A 15038-nucleotide genomic window follows, 5' to 3' on the forward strand; every position below is an offset into this window, starting at 1 on the left:
TAGATTTATAATAGCACTAATTCTCATTATTTGCAACAAATTTGTTACAAAATGGTTGCTTAGGCAAGCTCTCTTCTCAAAGAAGACAAATAAAATAAAAGTATTATTGACTGAGACAGCATAAAGCCCAGCAAGGCCAGCCATAGTCCGCTGTTGCCCCAAAGCGGCACCAGCTGCCACTGCAAAAGGTAAAATACTAAGAGTGCCATCAGCATCATGTTGCGTACCGGTGCGGTTCTGGTAGCTCCGCAGAAAACTCCGTAAAGCACCATGCCGATACCAGCGCAGACAGGATAGAACAAAACGAAAACATTGTAGGTCATAGCCATCGCTACAACCTCTTCGATATTGGTAAACAGGCGGATAAAGAATTCATTGCTCAAGTGATAGCCGAGCATCAGGATAGCAGCCAGCACTACCAGCCATTTGAAGGTCATTTTTATGGTAGCGGCAAACAGCTTGCCGTTCTTTGCACCTACCGCACGGCCGCTGAAAATCGCCGCGCCATTCGCCATACCGTCAATAAGGTAACTCATTATATCCTTGAGCTGCAGCAGCACAGCATTGGCTGCCAGCACCACAGTACCGAAGGAAGCACCCACCGCCGCAATAATGTTATTTACAGTCAGAAGGCAGGCAGTACGAATCATCAGGTTGACATTCACCTGCAGCATGCCGATAAACTCACGCCAATCCAGCAGCTCGCTCCAAGGCAGCGCCTTGTAATCAAAATCACCGTAATAGTACATCAGTACTACACTCAAGATACCGCCGTAAAGCTGACTTAGCAAAGTAGCAAAAGCCACGCCCGTAATATCCATATGCAGCCAAAAAACAAACCAGATACTCAGCGCCATGTTCAGCACGTTCATGGAAACCTGCATAAACACACTCGCCCTCACCCGCGTCTGGCCCATGAGCCAACCAAGGGCCACATAGTTGCCCAAAACTAGCGGTGCGCCCCAGATAAGGATGTAATAATAATCACGGCACAGCTCGTTGACCTCCGGTGCAGCACCAATCATGGCCAGATACAGTTCCAAAATCGGCTTTTGGAAAAGAATGCAGCAGGCACTTATCAGCATTGCCAGCACCAAGGGCTTAAAAAAGGCGAGCATACCAAGTCTTTTATCGGCAGCGCCAAAGGCCTGTGCCGCATAACCGGTAGTACTCACACGTAAAAAACCAAATAACCAATATAAATTGTTGAACAAAATAGCTCCAAGAGAAACTGCTGCAATATATTTAGGGTCCGGAAGCTGTCCCATAACTGCCGTATTCACCGCACCCATTAAAGGCTGCGTCATTGTCGACAGCATAAACGGTACTGTCAGTCCCAAGTATTCCCTATCAGTCAGAAGGTTCACTCTATCTGTCCCCCCTTGTTTATTCGCACTAAATTTTATTTTAAAAAACATCTTGTGTGAATAGCTTATCATATGTTATAATTTATTGCAAGTAAAAAAAGTAGCAATTGCCAAAAATATTTCTGCGGAAATTTTGCCATTCTTCGCAAAAGAAAAATTTATACGCCATTGCTTAATTTTTTAGGCTTCAGTTAGCTAACGCTAATAGAAAAATTATTATAAAAAGTATGAGAAATATATCAAAGGAGTGAGCACATGTCTGAAACACTAACGGTATGTGGACTGACTATTGAACGTGGCACTAAGCTGCGCACGTATCTGCCCGTACCAGACACCAATGTAAAAATCCCCCTGACTATTATCAACGGTGAAAACGATGGCCCTACACTGCTTATTACCGCAGGCATTCATGGCGGCGAATATCCCGGTATCGCAGCAGCAATGGAGCTGGGCCGCGATATTGAGCCTGAGCATGTTACCGGCTGCCTGATTATGATGCACCCTGTCAATATCCAGGGCTTTTGGGCACGCCGCGAAATGATTGTGCCCGAAGACGGCAAAAACCTTAACCGCGTTTTCCCGGGCGATCCCACAGGAACGCTTGCCGATAAAACTGCATATTTAATCAGCAACAACTTTTTCCCGATTGCTGACTTTTATGTAGACATGCACAGCGGCGATATCCACGAAAGCCTGCATCCCTATGTTTACTATCCCGGCCAGCCTACGCCTGAGGTAGAAAAGAAATCACGTTCTGTAGCCCGCGTACTTGATATGGAATATATGGTACGCTCGTTGGCAACCGGCGGTGCCTATAACTACGCCGCCAGCACCGGACTGCCTTCTATTCTTATTGAACGCGGCGGCGCCGGTCTCTGCCTGCACGAGGATATCGAAGCCTACAAAGATGATATCCGCAATATCCTGCGCAAGCTGAAAATGTTCTCCCTGCCTGTAAAACCGCGCCATCACTCTCCGCGTGATGTAGAAAACCTTATTTATCTGGAAGCGCTGGAAACAGGCTGTTGGCTGCACCACATCCACAGCGGCGATTTTGTTGAGGAAGGCCAGGTTTTGGGACGCATTACCGACGTTTTCGGCAATACGCTGACAACCTATTACGCAGAGCAGACAGGTGTAATCCTTTACGTCTGCCCGGCACTGGCATCTCCCAAGGGCACCATTCTTGTAGCATACGGCACCATCAAGGAATTTGATGACGAAGAGTAAAAATTAATTTTTCCGGTCTGTTAATACAGACCGGATTTTTTTATAAGTAACAGCTTAACTGCATAAAAATGCGCAACAGACATCAGCATCTGTTGCGCAATAAAATCAACAATTTAATAGCTATATGACAGCTTAAAGCTTAATTACCAAAGTAAGAGCTGTATATATTTTTGTATTCACCGCTGCGCTTAACCTCTTTCAGCGCTTCGTTAACCTTCTTCACCATTTCCTGGTTGCCATGGGCGACTGCAATACCGTATTTATCTTTATCTAATATGGTCTCACCGGCAAACTTAACTTTAGCACTATAATTATGAGTGATGAAAAAGCTGGCAACTATTTTAGAAGCAACGAGTGCATCGGCCTTGCCCGCAGCAACAAGCTTAATACCTGCTTCCGTATCGCGCACAGGCACTACCTTAACATCCTTAGCCTTAGATTTCAAAAGCTCTTCAGCATAGCTGCCTTCCTCAGCAACAACTGTCTTGCCTGCCAAGGCTGAAAAATCATCCCCCAGCTTGGAATTTTTGCTTACGATAACTTTATAGCCGTCCTCTGCATAAGCTTCACTGAAATCAACCAAACGCTCACGCTCCGGTGTAATACTCAAAGCAGCAACAGCCATATCATATTTTTTATCCTGCAGGCCTGTTAAGATATTCTTAAAATCAACATTTACAAATTCAACCTTCTCATAACCCATCTGCTTAGCCACTGCCTTTACCAGTGCAATATCAAAACCTGTATGTACCTTGCTTTGCTCCTGATAAAATTCGAAAGGCGGAAAGTTCGCATCCGTTGCCACCTTCAGTACCTTGCATTCCGGTGCCTGAGATGCGTTTTTCTCATTGCTGCCGCCACAACCGGCCAAAGCAAAAGCCATAACAACACAGAACATCAGCATAAAAAATTTCTTCATACCATTACCTCCACTACTATAATATTACTGATAAGCTATACGATTTGTACTAATACCCTTATTATATCTCTTCTGAATGATATGTCAACATTTATTCATGTATTTGTATGCTTTTCTTGCTGCTAGCCATTATCCAATAAAGTAAACCTTTGTTAACCTCAAGCTTAAGTTAGCAATTAATCTCTATGCAGGAAATTTTTCTCTAAAAACTGTAAAATATTTTGCAAAAACCGCTTGACAAAGCCTTTGCTAACCGCTTATAATTCAGATAATCTCTTTGCACTGCAATTTAGCTACAGTACAAACTGATCAGGCGGTAAACCTTCTTCCGGGTTTTTGCAGCCGGGCCCTTTGGGCAGCAGACCTTGACGCAACGTCTGCGGGACAGTTAACTACTATCTCGCAGGCGTTTTTTGTATGTATAAGGCCTGCAAAAATGCAAAGACCACTTTAGGAGGTTTTATTATGAAATTTGAAAACGATGCTGAAAGAATCGCTATGATTGTTTCCATCAACAGTATTATCGGTAATCTGCTTTTATCATTGGGCAAGCTTGTTGCCGGTTTCATCGCCCAATCCGCTGCCATGGTTTCCGACGGTATCCACTCTGCGTCCGATGTTTTCGGTACCCTCATTGTTATGGCCGGCGTAAAATTTTCCAACAAGGCTTCGGATGATGACCATCCTTACGGCCACGAGCGTATTGAATGCATTGCAGCTATTCTTTTGGCAATAATCCTGACGATTATCGCCCTGCTCATCGGCTACAGTGGTTACGAAAAAATCGTAGGTGACCCGGCTGAGCTAGAGGTCCCCGGACAGCTTGCTCTGTGGGCAGCAATTATTTCCATTGTTGCTAAGGAAGCAATGTTCTGGTACACCCGCAACGCCGCACAAAAAATCAATTCCGGCGCCCTGATGGCGGAAGCATGGCATCACCGCAGTGACGCTATGAGCTCCGTCGGTGCTTTCATCGGTATTTTGGGCGCACGCATGGGCTATCCTATTTTAGACCCCATCGCCAGCCTGGTAATCTGCGTGATGATTTTATATGCTGCCTACGAAGTATTCAAGGATTCTATGGATAAAATGGTTGACCGCAGCTGTGATGAGGAAACAGCAACCGCTATGGAAGAGCTTGTTTCCCGTGTTCCCGGTGTAGAGCATCTCGACAGTCTGCACAGCCGTCTTTTCGGCAGCCGTATCTACGTTGATATTGAAATCAGCGTCAAGGATAACCTTACCCTGCTGCAGGCACATCACATCGCTGAAATGGTCCACACTGCCGTTGAAGCCAACTTCCCGCTAGTAAAGCACTGCATGGTGCATGTCAATCCTTTAAGTGAAGACAGCCATGAAGCCTGCACTATGCTGCCGCCGGATTTACGTCCGCACGATCAGAATAATTAAACAAAACTCAGCTTACGCCACACAAAAATAATTTTAAATTTTTCTTGATATACCCTCTTGACAAGCTATCTTAAGGGGGTATATAATTTAGGCAATCAGTGAATGATTGCTCATATGTATGGTAATGTTTCCCAATAAATGTATGGAGGTATCTGCTAATGAAAAAGATGTTATTTATTCTTGTCAGCATGCTGTGCCTGCTTTTATCAGCCGGCTGCGGCAGCGACAAACAGGCAACGCAAACACCTGCCGCCGACAAGGTGTTGCGTGTAGCAACATCACCTGCTTCTCCGCCCTTTGAGCTTTATCTTAAGGAGCAAAATAAATTTACCGGTTTTGATATCGATTTAATCAATGATGTAGCCAAAAAAATGGGCTATGACAAGGTTGAATTTATCAATACCCCGTTCGACGAGCTTCTGCCCGGCCTGAATCACAAAAAATATGATATTGCCATAAACAACTTCAGTAAAACCAAGGCACGTTCCATTGACTATGCTGCAAGTGATTCCTATGCTAAAGCTGCTTTCTCCATCGTTGCCAAAAAAGGCAGCAACCTTAAAGCAGACATCGACAGCATGAACGGCCGTAAGGTTGCCATCAAAAAAGGTGCTTCTGCCGAACGCGTCGCTAAATCCTTCCCCGGCAGCATCATCGTTGAATATCCCGAAAATGCCAGCGCTTTACATGCAGTAGAAACCGGCGAAGCAGATTACGCTATCTGCGGTAACCTGACCACTGCCTACTATATGACTCATACCGATGACGACAATTGCCTGCAGGTTGTAGGCCATTCCGAACGCCAGGATGATCTTGTTGTCTATGCTGAAAAAGAAAATGAAGAGCTGATTAAAAAGTTTAACGTTGCTTTGAGCGACTATAAAAAGAGCGGCGAATACAAAAGACTCATCAAATTCTACTTCGGCGATATCGAAAAACAGTCCTGATACACCCCTAACTCAGCTAAAAGCTAATAGCTTATATATATCACACCCCTTACAATACTCTTTTTATAATACTCCTTATCAGCCGGCATCCCCTAAAGCCGGCGAACAAACACTCAACTCATCAAAACGCAGAAAAGCCTTGCAGTAAGTCCAAACTGCAAGGCTTTTTTGCTGTATTTTTATATTCAGTTTAATCCTCCGGATGCAGCTTAATGCAGGACGCACGCACAGCCCTGTGCCAGCCACGCAGCAGATGATTACGCGTTTCTTCATCCATATTGGGCATAAAGGTCTGCTCAATAACATGATTGCCCTTAATCATTTCCTTGTCATCCCAATAGCCTACTGCCAGACCTGCAAGATAAGCAGCACCCATAGCAGTTGTTTCAATGCAGCTCGGGCGTTCTACCTTAACGTTGATAATGTCCGCCTGCGTCTGCATCAGAAAGCTGTTGGCACAGGCACCGCCATCAACCTGCAGCGAGCTCAGCTTAATACAGCTGTCCTCTTCCATCGCCTTCAGTACGTCGTACACCTGATAGGCAATAGCTTCAAGCGTTGCACGCACAATATGATTACGGTTAACACCGCGCGTAAGGCCGACAATCGCACCGCGTGCATATTGGTTCCAATGCGGCGCACCCAAGCCTACAAAAGCAGGAACCATGTAGCAGCCGTTGGAATCGGGTACAGATTTCGCCATAGCTTCGGATTCGGCAGCATTGCGAATCAGTCCCAGCTCATCACGCAACCATTGGATAGCAGCACCGGCAACGAAAATAGAACCTTCCAGCGCATACTCTACCTTGCCGTCTACACCCCAGGCGATAGTTGTAACAAGACCGTTTTTGCTGTCTACAGGCTTTTCGCCGGTATTCATCAGCATAAAACCGCCCGTACCGTAGGTATTTTTTGCTTCGCCTGGTGCAAAACAGGTCTGTCCGAACAGCGCACATTGTTGATCTCCTGCAGCGCCGGCGATAGGAATAGAAGCCTCAAAAAGCTTCGCATCAGTAGAACCGTATACACAGCTGGACGGCTTAACCTCCGGCAGCATTTGACGTGGAATGCCCAAAACGGTCAGGATTTCGTCATCCCACTGCAGAGTATGAATATTAAACATCAATGTACGGGAAGCATTGGAATAATCCGTAACATGAACCTTACCGCCGGTCAGCTTCCAGATAATCCAGCTGTCAATAGTACCGAACAGCAGCTGGCCTGCTTCCGCACGCTCGCGTGCATGAGGTACGTTTTCCAGAATCCAGTGCAGCTTGGTACCGGAGAAATAAGCATCCAGAACCAGGCCTGTTTTTTCACGGAACATATTAGCATAGCCACGGATTTTCAGCAGATCACAGTATTCTGCGGTACGACGGCACTGCCAGACAATCGCCTTGCAGATAGGACGACCGGTGTTCTTGTCCCACACTACGGTAGTTTCGCGCTGATTCGTAATACCGATGCCGGCAATATCAGCCGGAGTAACATTCAGCTTGCTCATTGCCTCGTACATCAGGCCTACCTGAGTAGCCCAGATTTCCTCGGCATCGTGCTCCACCCAGCCTGCCTGCGGATAATACTGCGTAAACTCCTTTTGTGCTACGCTGCAGATTTCTCCCTGCTTGTCAAACAAAATACAACGGCAGCTGGTAGTTCCCAAATCCAGCGCCATGATATATTTATTCTTCATGCTTTCACGACCTTTCCTTGATATTTTTAAGTATAACACAAAACATAAGGAGCCGCCACTTTCGTAGCAGCTCCTAAAAAAGCATATTTAATTATGTTATGTACGTCTAGGAATCCTGATGAAGTATATGGCGCCTTATCGCACGTCTTACAAGTTAGGTAAGAACATTACCAACCCCGGCACATAAGTGACAATAAGTAATGCTACTAACAACGCTACGATAAACGGCCAAACTTCCTTGAAGAATTCGCCGAGCGGCGTTTCCGTTATCGCACAAACCGTAAACATCATCGAACCGAACGGTGGCGTCAAACCGCCGATCATAATGTTAACAATACAGATAATACCGAAGTGTACAGGGTCAACACCCAGCTTAGTTACAACAGGAACAAGCAGCGGAGCCAGAATAATCAGTGCAGCGCCACCCTCCAGGAACATGCCCAGAATCAGCAGCAGGATATTTACCAGCATCAGCATCATGTACGGATTACGGGTAAAGTCAAGCATTGCAGAAGTGATATGCTGCGGAATACGCTCCCAGTTCAGATAATAGCCAAAGAAAGAAGCTGCTACGATAATCAGTACAACAGAGCTGGTACCGTAAATAGTTTCCTTCATAATCGGCCAGGCATATTCCCACTTCAGCTCCTTATAGATGAAGACACCTACCAGAATGCAGTATACTACTGCTACAGCGCCTGCCTCGGACGGAGTGAACATACCCATGCGCAGGCCGGCGATAATACCGAACGGGAAAAGCAGCGCCCAGATAGATTCCTTAAACTGAGTCATAATTTCACCGAAGGTAGCAGCCTTTTCACGTGAAGGCTTATAGCCACGCTTTTTGGAAACAATGGCAACAACAATCATCATGGATACTGCCATAAGAATGCCGGGCACATAGCCTGCCATAAACATTTTAGTTACGGATACGCTGGCAATCAGCGCATAAATAATCAGGTTAATTCCTGGAGGAATAACAGGCGTACTTGCGGAGGATGCAGCTGTTACCGCTGCACTGAAGGCTCTGCCGTAACCGCGCTTTTCCATTTCCGGAACAAGCATTTTACTCTGCATAGCAGCGTCAGCGTTAGCACTGCCGGAAACACCGCCCATCAGCAGGCTGAGCAGTACGTTAACCTGAGCCAGACCACCGGTCATATGACCCATGAGCACGTCGGTAAATTTCATCAGCTTATCGCTGATACCGGCATAGTTCATGATGGAGCCTGCCATAATAAAGAAGGGAATTGCCAGCAGCGGGAAGGACTGCGTGCTGGTAATAATACGTTGGAATACCAGATGCGCAGGAGAAGTCGCATCCAAAAAGGTAAAGTAGGAAATCGTTGCACCGAACAGGGCATAAGCGATTGGAATACTGGAAAAATAAAACACAAAAACGATGATGACGGGCAAATAAGCCATTATTTTTCCTCCTTTCCGGAACCGGTAACATCCTGCCAGACAAATTTAATAGAATACACGGTCATGAGTACAAACGCAATCAGTACGGAAGAACTGATATAAACGGAAGAAATACCCAGTACCGGGGTCATTTTCGTATAGGATTTGGAAATATAGATAATAGAAAGATAAGACATGTAGCCGTTGAGCGCAACAAGAATAACGTCGGTAATCAGGCCGATAGCCTTCTGCATACCTTGGGGCATTCTCTTAACAATGATATCAACGCCAACGTGACCGCGATGTTTAAATACTGCAACAGCGCCGATAAATACCGACCAGACAAAGCAGCCGGTAGCAACCTCTTCAGACCAAACAAGGCCGGAGTTAAAAACATAACGTAAAACAATATTGATAACAACAAGGATAGTAGTAATGCTGATGAAAAATGCAGCAACTAAATCTTCCAGATTATTTAGCACGAAGCTCAGGTTTTTACCCAAAATTTTACCTCCATTTTTTATAGTAATACTTATGCAAAGGAAGGAGCTGTCACGCCGCATGCTTGCAGCGTGGTAGCTCCTTAGTGTTTCATTATAACTGTTTAGTAATGTTGAAAAAATCTACAGCTTATTTTGCAGCGCGGATTTTTGCCAGCTCAGCTTTCAGCTTTTCATAGATACCAGGAGTTGCGCCTTCTTTTTCTTCCATCTGTTTAAATACAGGCTCGGTAGCTTTTTCGAAAGCAGCATGGTCAACATCGTTGAATTTTACGCCCTTGCTTTCCAGTTCCTTATAAACCTTGTTATAGGATTCGGTGGAAATCTTGGTCATTTCTTTACCGCCGTAAGCAAATTCTTCAGCAACGATTTTCTGATCTTCCGGAGACAGGCTGTTGAATACTTTGGTGGAAATGTATACGCCGCAGGTACCCAGGAAATGCTTGGTGGTAGCTACGTTTTTAACGTGCTCATAGCATTTGGTACCGATGTTGGTGAATTCGGAGCCTTCCAGACCGTCTACAACACCTTGGGAAACACCGGACAGAGTTTCGGAGAACGGCAGGCTGGTAGCGGTAGCGCCCATAGCATTGATGGTGTCAATGAACAGCTTGCTGCCAGGAGTACGCAGTTTCAGACCTTTCATATCTTCCGGTTTGGTGATAACCTTATTGGTCATAACATTACGGAAGCCGAAGATGTAGTCCAGAGCCAGAACCTTAATACCTTTTTCTTCAGCTTTCTTTTCCATGTCCTTAACCAACGGAGTTTCAATCATCTTCTCATATTCGTCATAGGATTGATACAGCATCGGGCCAACCAAAGGTTTGAAATCAGGTACATAGTCGCCCAGATAAGACGGGTCTTCTACAGAAATAAAGTTAGCACCGTTAGCAACCTGCTCCAGGCCATCCTTGTAACAAGCCAGCTGGTTTTGACCAAAGCATTGAATTTCTACACGGCCATTGGTTTTCTTGTTAATACGTTCAGCAACCAATTCCATGGATTTGTACAGCTGCTCATCGGGAGAAAATACATGGCTCAGCTTCAAAACAACCTTTTTGTCAGAACCTGCTGCCTTTTCATCCTTTTTGTCAGAACCGCCGCAACCGGTCAGCGCCAACATCATAACAGACATTAACAGAAGAGCTACGATCTTTTTCATGTTCATCCTCCTAAATCCCTTGTTGAATTTTGTTGAAATTTAATGTAATAGAGATTCCCGTTTTGAATCTGATACCATATTAACAGAGTGACACAGAATTGTCAATAATTTTACGCACATTTAGCAAATGTACTTGCAGTCTAGCTTTTGGCCGTTTTTTATCCCTATTGGCCTTATTGTGTCCCACTTGTTTTTTCGCTTATCTTATGTTAAGATAGTGTTGAACATTATTGAAAATTTCAAGGAGGAATAGAAATGGTTCAAATTTTTGCGCACCGCGGCTTCAGCGGCTATTATCCTGAAAATACTATGCTTGCTTTCCAAAAGGTAGCAGAAGAAACTGTTGCTGACGGCATTGAACTGGATATCCAGCTCACCAAAGACGGTGAAATCGTTATCATGCATGACGAAATGCTCGACCGCACCACTAACGGCAGCGGCTGGCTGAAGGACCATACCCTGGAAGAGCTGAAAATGCTTTCTGTTGGCGTTAATGTCAAAGGCTTCTTCCCTCGCCAAACCATTCCTACATTACGCGAATATTTCACCTGGCTGAAAACCACCAAGCTGATTACCAATATCGAGCTCAAAACCAGCTATTTTGAATATGAAGGCATTGAAGAAAAGCTCATTGCTATGGTCAAGGAATTCGGTCTGGAAGACCAGATCTGGTATTCTTCCTTCAACCATTACACTGTTGCCAGAATCAAAAAACTGATGCCGGAAGCAAAATGCGGTCTTTTAACCGACACCTGGCTGATGAACATCGGTGAATACGCTGCTTCCCAAGGCGCTGCAAGTGTTAACGCCCGCACCTATTTCTGTGCTAAGGAAGGCGTTGCTGCTGACCTGCACGCACACAACATCGCTTTGCAGGCATGGACTCCTAACGATGCGGAAATGATGCAGGAGCTGGTTGATGCCGGTGTTGACGTTCTGATTACCAATTATCCTGACATTGCCGCAAAGGTTTTAGGCAGATAATTTATATCAGCCACCTGATACATAATCAAATTAGAAAGGATTGTGTTTATGCCTAAGAAGGTTACCCTGAAGGATATTGCTGCCAAGGCAGGTCTTTCGCCTGCCAGCGTATCGATGATTCTCAACAGACGCAGTATTGACCGCTTCAACGCGGAAACTGTTGAGCAGGTCTACGCTATCGCTGCCGAGCTCGGCTACAAAAGCAGCAAGGAAAAAGCCTACGCCCTCGTCAGGCCCTCAGATACACTGATTATTATTATCTGTCCTTCATTATTCAATCCTTTCTATACTACTATTATCCAGGGTATTGAAATCGCTGCCCGTAAGCAAGGCTTTGTCACCTCCGTCCGCACCACCTATTGGGATACGGATACGGAAAAATTTATCATGGAGCAGGCTCGCAAATTCAACGTTGCCGGTGTCATCTTTGCCATGATTCCCCAACAGCCGCAGCTGGCGTACAAGCTCAGCAAATATCTGCCGGTTGTTGCTATCGGTGACAGACGCAGTGATCTTGAGCTGGCTACTGTTGACATGAACAACTTTACTGCAGGCCAGCTCATCGGCAAGCATCTTACGGATTGGGGACATAAACATGTTGCCTATCTTTCTACAACGCTCAATGACCAACACACCTCACGTGTGCGCCGCTATCAGGGTTTGGAGGATGCCTGCAAGGCAGCAGATGCCAAGCTTTCCCTCTTCACCCAAGAGATTACTTCTGACTACGAGCTTTCGCACGTTGAAGTAGAATACAGCACAGGCTATGAGCTTGCCAAACGCTGTCTTGATACAGCGCCGGAAACAACAGCCATGGTCGCTATCAACGATATGGTTGCCTACGGTGCATATAATGCAATTATCGACAGAGGCCTAAGGATTCCCGATGATATCAGCCTTTGCGGCTTCGATAACATCTTCCCCTCGCATCTGCGCGGCGTCAGCCTCACAACTATCGATAACTCGCTGACAGAATGCGGCAAAAGCGCCTTCAAGCTGTTGCAGGAGGAAATAGCCAGCTACGAGCATCACGGTAAATTTGAGCCTATTACCCATGTAGAATACAAATGCCGTCTTGTTGCCCGCTCCAGCAGCGGCACTGCTCCCAAGCGTTGACAAATTTCGTCGGATAATGTAGAATAAAACCTACATAGTTTCTATGAATTAAAGAATTGTGCAGGTTTTAATTATGAACAACAAATATACAAAAGCACTCAAAGCTGCTTTTCCACTAACGCTGCCAATTTGTGCAGCGTTTCTTTTTTTAGGCATCTCCTACGGCTTTTATATCTGCAGCAAGGGCTTTTCTCCATGGTATCCGTTTTTTACCAGTGCTCTCGTCTTTGCCGGCAGCATGGAATTCGTTCTGGTCACAATGCTGCTTAGTCCCTTCAATCCTTTGTACTGCTTTTTTATGGCACTGATGATTAATTCTCGTCATCTGTTCTATGGTCTGAGCATGCTGGAAAAATATAAGAATACCGGTCTGAAGAAATTTTATCTGATTTTCGGTATGTGCGACGAATCCTTCGCCATCAACTGCAATACTGTTATCCCTGAAGGCATTGACAAGGGCTGCTTCATGGTCTGCGTAAATCTGCTGAACCAAATCTACTGGGTAGCGGGCGCAACCATCGGTGGTATTTTAGGCAACAGCCTGCAAATCAATACCAAAGGCCTGGACTTTGCCCTCGTCGCTCTCTTCACGGCAATTTTCGTCAGCCAATGGCAATCGACAGAAAATCACACTCCTGCTGTTTTAGGAATTGTCATTCCGTTGGTTTGCCTGGTGCTAATCGGTCCGCAAAGCTTTATTCCGCCGGCTATGCTGCTTCTGCTGCTGGTATTTATCACAGCATATTACAAAGGAGGCACCAAATTATGACCTTTACCGAACAAATCATAACCATAGCCGCCGTTGTCGCAGGCACGATGTTAACGCGTTTTCTGCCCTTCATCCTGTTTCCGGCCAATAAAAAAACGCCGCCATTAGTAGCGTTTTTAGGCAAAATGTTGCCTGCGGCCGTTATGGGCATGCTTGTGGTCTACTCCCTCAAGGATACGCAAATTATGACCGGCAGCCACGGCCTGCCTGAAGCCATAGCCGTAGCGCTGACAGTTATCCTGCAGGCAACCCTGCGTAATCTGCTGCTGACGATAGCAGCAGGCACTATAGGCTATATGCTGCTGGTGCAATATGTGTTTGCATAAAAATATTATAACGTTTAAACCAGCGGTAAAAACAGCATTTCAATGTTGTTTTCACCGCTGGTTTTTTATTCAACAATTTTTAGCGCCAAACTAACAAAGCTAACATCTACATACTTTAAGAACCTGCTTTCCTATATAATATATTTTAGGTGCGTTAGTTGTAAGTTCTTTTAGTATATAGCTAATAAAATCATATTGTATTTTCCCATTAGTGCCGTTGTTGTTCATCACCTTTTTAATTTCATCTCTAGTTGCAGAATTAAGCAGCCTATGCCACCCTATGTCGTATTTGGTGGCAGCCAATATAGCTAGTAGTGTCGCAGCACAATAATTACTTATCATTATTCCCTTTACTCTCGCTGCTTGAATTTTATCATAATTACGGTATGCTACAGCTTCGTGTGCAACGCTTCCCTCGCCATGATTCAGATTTTTGCTAATAAATACATCATATACATAATTACTGTAGAAGAAGCTCTCCGTAATTATGCCCAGCATAGGTTTTTTGCTTTTTAATTCATAGACATTGATAGTATTTTCATCCACTGCCCAAAAATCTATCGCAGCTTCTTCTCCTGCAAACAGCTCCTTGCCGCTCACCTTGCTGCCCTCAACTAAGCCTACAGGTAATTGTCTGCCTACTATAGCTTCTCTGGTCAATGCTAAAATATTTCTTTTAGCACTCTCTGAATCACACAATAAGTAGGCAACATAGCTTTCTAGCCCCATATTTAACAAGTTTGCGAGATCTTTTTCTGCTTCTTTTGTAGGCTCATTTGCTACAAAGCTATGAGCAGCTAAATATATTTTAAAATTCTCCTTTAGTGCTTCTAAAGTTGGGGCAAGCTTAAACCACATAGTGTATTGCTCGCTAAATTTCAAAATTCTATATAAAAACTTTCCCATATATCCGTTAGCTGGCTTTCCACCAGAGTAACTAGCATTAGTTATGCCTTCTACATCTAGCTCAATTTCTAATTCCGGCTTATTAGTTTTGGCTTTGATAAGCAGGCACCAAGCTTCAAAGCAGGCTCTATCATCTTGCATAGCAAGAGGCTGCTTGGAAAAGCCCGCCGCTTCTTTTTTTAATTTCATTAACAATTTATTGGGTTCAATATAATCTAACACAATATCTTCGGGAAAATTAGCTATTTTGACTCCAATGTAGCCTAATATTAATTTTTGTACACCTGTCATCTTAAAGTCCT

Annotated in this window: 14 protein-coding genes and 1 riboswitch; of the genes, 7 read left to right on the plus strand and 7 right to left on the minus strand. The window is 44.8% G+C overall.

Going from position 1 to position 15038, the window contains the following annotated elements:
• Positions 1 to 59 precede the first annotated feature (59 nt).
• Positions 60 to 1367: an MATE family efflux transporter gene (locus tag BN587_RS07105; protein WP_021720443.1), complete on the minus strand. Its 1308-nt coding sequence runs from the start codon at positions 1365 to 1367 to the stop codon at positions 60 to 62.
• A gap of 255 nt (positions 1368 to 1622) precedes the next feature.
• On the opposite strand from BN587_RS07105, the gene BN587_RS07110 reads away from it, so the two are divergent.
• The gene (locus tag BN587_RS07110) at positions 1623 to 2597 is read left to right on the plus strand and encodes a M14 family metallopeptidase (RefSeq protein WP_021720444.1); all 975 of its coding nucleotides are present in this window, start codon (positions 1623 to 1625) and stop codon (positions 2595 to 2597) included.
• A 139-nt stretch (positions 2598 to 2736) separates the two neighbouring features.
• On the opposite strand, the gene BN587_RS07115 is transcribed toward BN587_RS07110, so the two are convergent.
• Positions 2737 to 3516 (minus strand): ABC transporter substrate-binding protein, encoded by a 780-nt coding sequence (locus tag BN587_RS07115; RefSeq protein WP_021720445.1) that lies wholly within the window; start codon positions 3514 to 3516, stop codon positions 2737 to 2739.
• A gap of 295 nt (positions 3517 to 3811) precedes the next feature.
• A riboswitch (NiCo riboswitch) is annotated at positions 3812 to 3906 on the plus strand.
• A 75-nt stretch (positions 3907 to 3981) separates the two neighbouring features.
• On the opposite strand from BN587_RS07115, the gene BN587_RS07120 reads away from it, so the two are divergent.
• Both BN587_RS07120 and BN587_RS07125 read left to right on the plus strand, forming a co-directional pair.
• Positions 3982 to 4926: a cation diffusion facilitator family transporter gene (locus BN587_RS07120; RefSeq protein ID WP_021720446.1), complete on the plus strand. Its 945-nt coding sequence runs from the start codon at positions 3982 to 3984 to the stop codon at positions 4924 to 4926.
• A gap of 158 nt (positions 4927 to 5084) precedes the next feature.
• Positions 5085 to 5873 (plus strand): ABC transporter substrate-binding protein, encoded by a 789-nt coding sequence (locus tag BN587_RS07125; protein WP_021720447.1) that lies wholly within the window; start codon positions 5085 to 5087, stop codon positions 5871 to 5873.
• Positions 5874 to 6063: 190 nt separating this feature from the next.
• Here the strand turns inward: BN587_RS07125 and glpK are convergent, their stop codons facing one another.
• The 4 genes from glpK to dctP form a co-directional block, all read right to left on the minus strand.
• A complete protein-coding gene (glpK, locus tag BN587_RS07130) occupies positions 6064 to 7566 on the minus strand; it encodes a glycerol kinase GlpK (protein ID WP_021720448.1) in 1503 nt (500 codons plus the stop codon).
• 147 nt (positions 7567 to 7713) lie between these two features.
• On the minus strand, positions 7714 to 8991 hold the full coding sequence (locus BN587_RS07135) for a TRAP transporter large permease (protein ID WP_021720449.1): 1278 nt from the start codon (positions 8989 to 8991) through the stop codon (positions 7714 to 7716).
• Positions 8991 to 9473 (minus strand): TRAP transporter small permease, encoded by a 483-nt coding sequence (locus BN587_RS07140; protein ID WP_021720450.1) that lies wholly within the window; start codon positions 9471 to 9473, stop codon positions 8991 to 8993. Before BN587_RS07140 ends, BN587_RS07135 begins: the two co-directional genes overlap by 1 nt.
• 127 nt (positions 9474 to 9600) lie before the next feature.
• The gene (gene dctP / locus BN587_RS07145) at positions 9601 to 10641 is read right to left on the minus strand and encodes a C4-dicarboxylate TRAP transporter substrate-binding protein (RefSeq protein WP_210684974.1); all 1041 of its coding nucleotides are present in this window, start codon (positions 10639 to 10641) and stop codon (positions 9601 to 9603) included.
• Positions 10642 to 10890: 249 nt separating this feature from the next.
• On the opposite strand from dctP, the gene BN587_RS07150 reads away from it, so the two are divergent.
• The 4 genes from BN587_RS07150 to BN587_RS07165 all read left to right on the plus strand — a co-directional run bounded on the left by BN587_RS07150 (position 10891) and on the right by BN587_RS07165 (position 13830).
• On the plus strand, positions 10891 to 11619 hold the full coding sequence (locus BN587_RS07150; protein ID WP_009144822.1) for a glycerophosphodiester phosphodiesterase: 729 nt from the start codon (positions 10891 to 10893) through the stop codon (positions 11617 to 11619).
• A gap of 48 nt (positions 11620 to 11667) precedes the next feature.
• The gene (locus tag BN587_RS07155; RefSeq protein WP_021720452.1) at positions 11668 to 12735 is read left to right on the plus strand and encodes a LacI family DNA-binding transcriptional regulator; all 1068 of its coding nucleotides are present in this window, start codon (positions 11668 to 11670) and stop codon (positions 12733 to 12735) included.
• Between the two features lie 73 nt (positions 12736 to 12808).
• A complete protein-coding gene (locus tag BN587_RS07160; RefSeq protein WP_021720453.1) occupies positions 12809 to 13504 on the plus strand; it encodes an AzlC family ABC transporter permease in 696 nt (231 codons plus the stop codon).
• On the plus strand, positions 13501 to 13830 hold the full coding sequence (locus BN587_RS07165; protein WP_021720454.1) for a branched-chain amino acid transporter permease: 330 nt from the start codon (positions 13501 to 13503) through the stop codon (positions 13828 to 13830). Before BN587_RS07160 ends, BN587_RS07165 begins: the two co-directional genes overlap by 4 nt.
• A gap of 99 nt (positions 13831 to 13929) precedes the next feature.
• Here the strand turns inward: BN587_RS07165 and BN587_RS07170 are convergent, their stop codons facing one another.
• Positions 13930 to 15027 (minus strand): hypothetical protein, encoded by a 1098-nt coding sequence (locus BN587_RS07170; protein ID WP_021720455.1) that lies wholly within the window; start codon positions 15025 to 15027, stop codon positions 13930 to 13932.
• Positions 15028 to 15038 lie beyond the last annotated feature (11 nt).

Origin of the sequence: Phascolarctobacterium succinatutens CAG:287 (genome assembly GCF_000434895.1) — a bacterium.
GTDB classification, from domain to species: Bacteria; Bacillota; Negativicutes; order Acidaminococcales; family Acidaminococcaceae; genus Phascolarctobacterium_A; species Phascolarctobacterium_A succinatutens_A.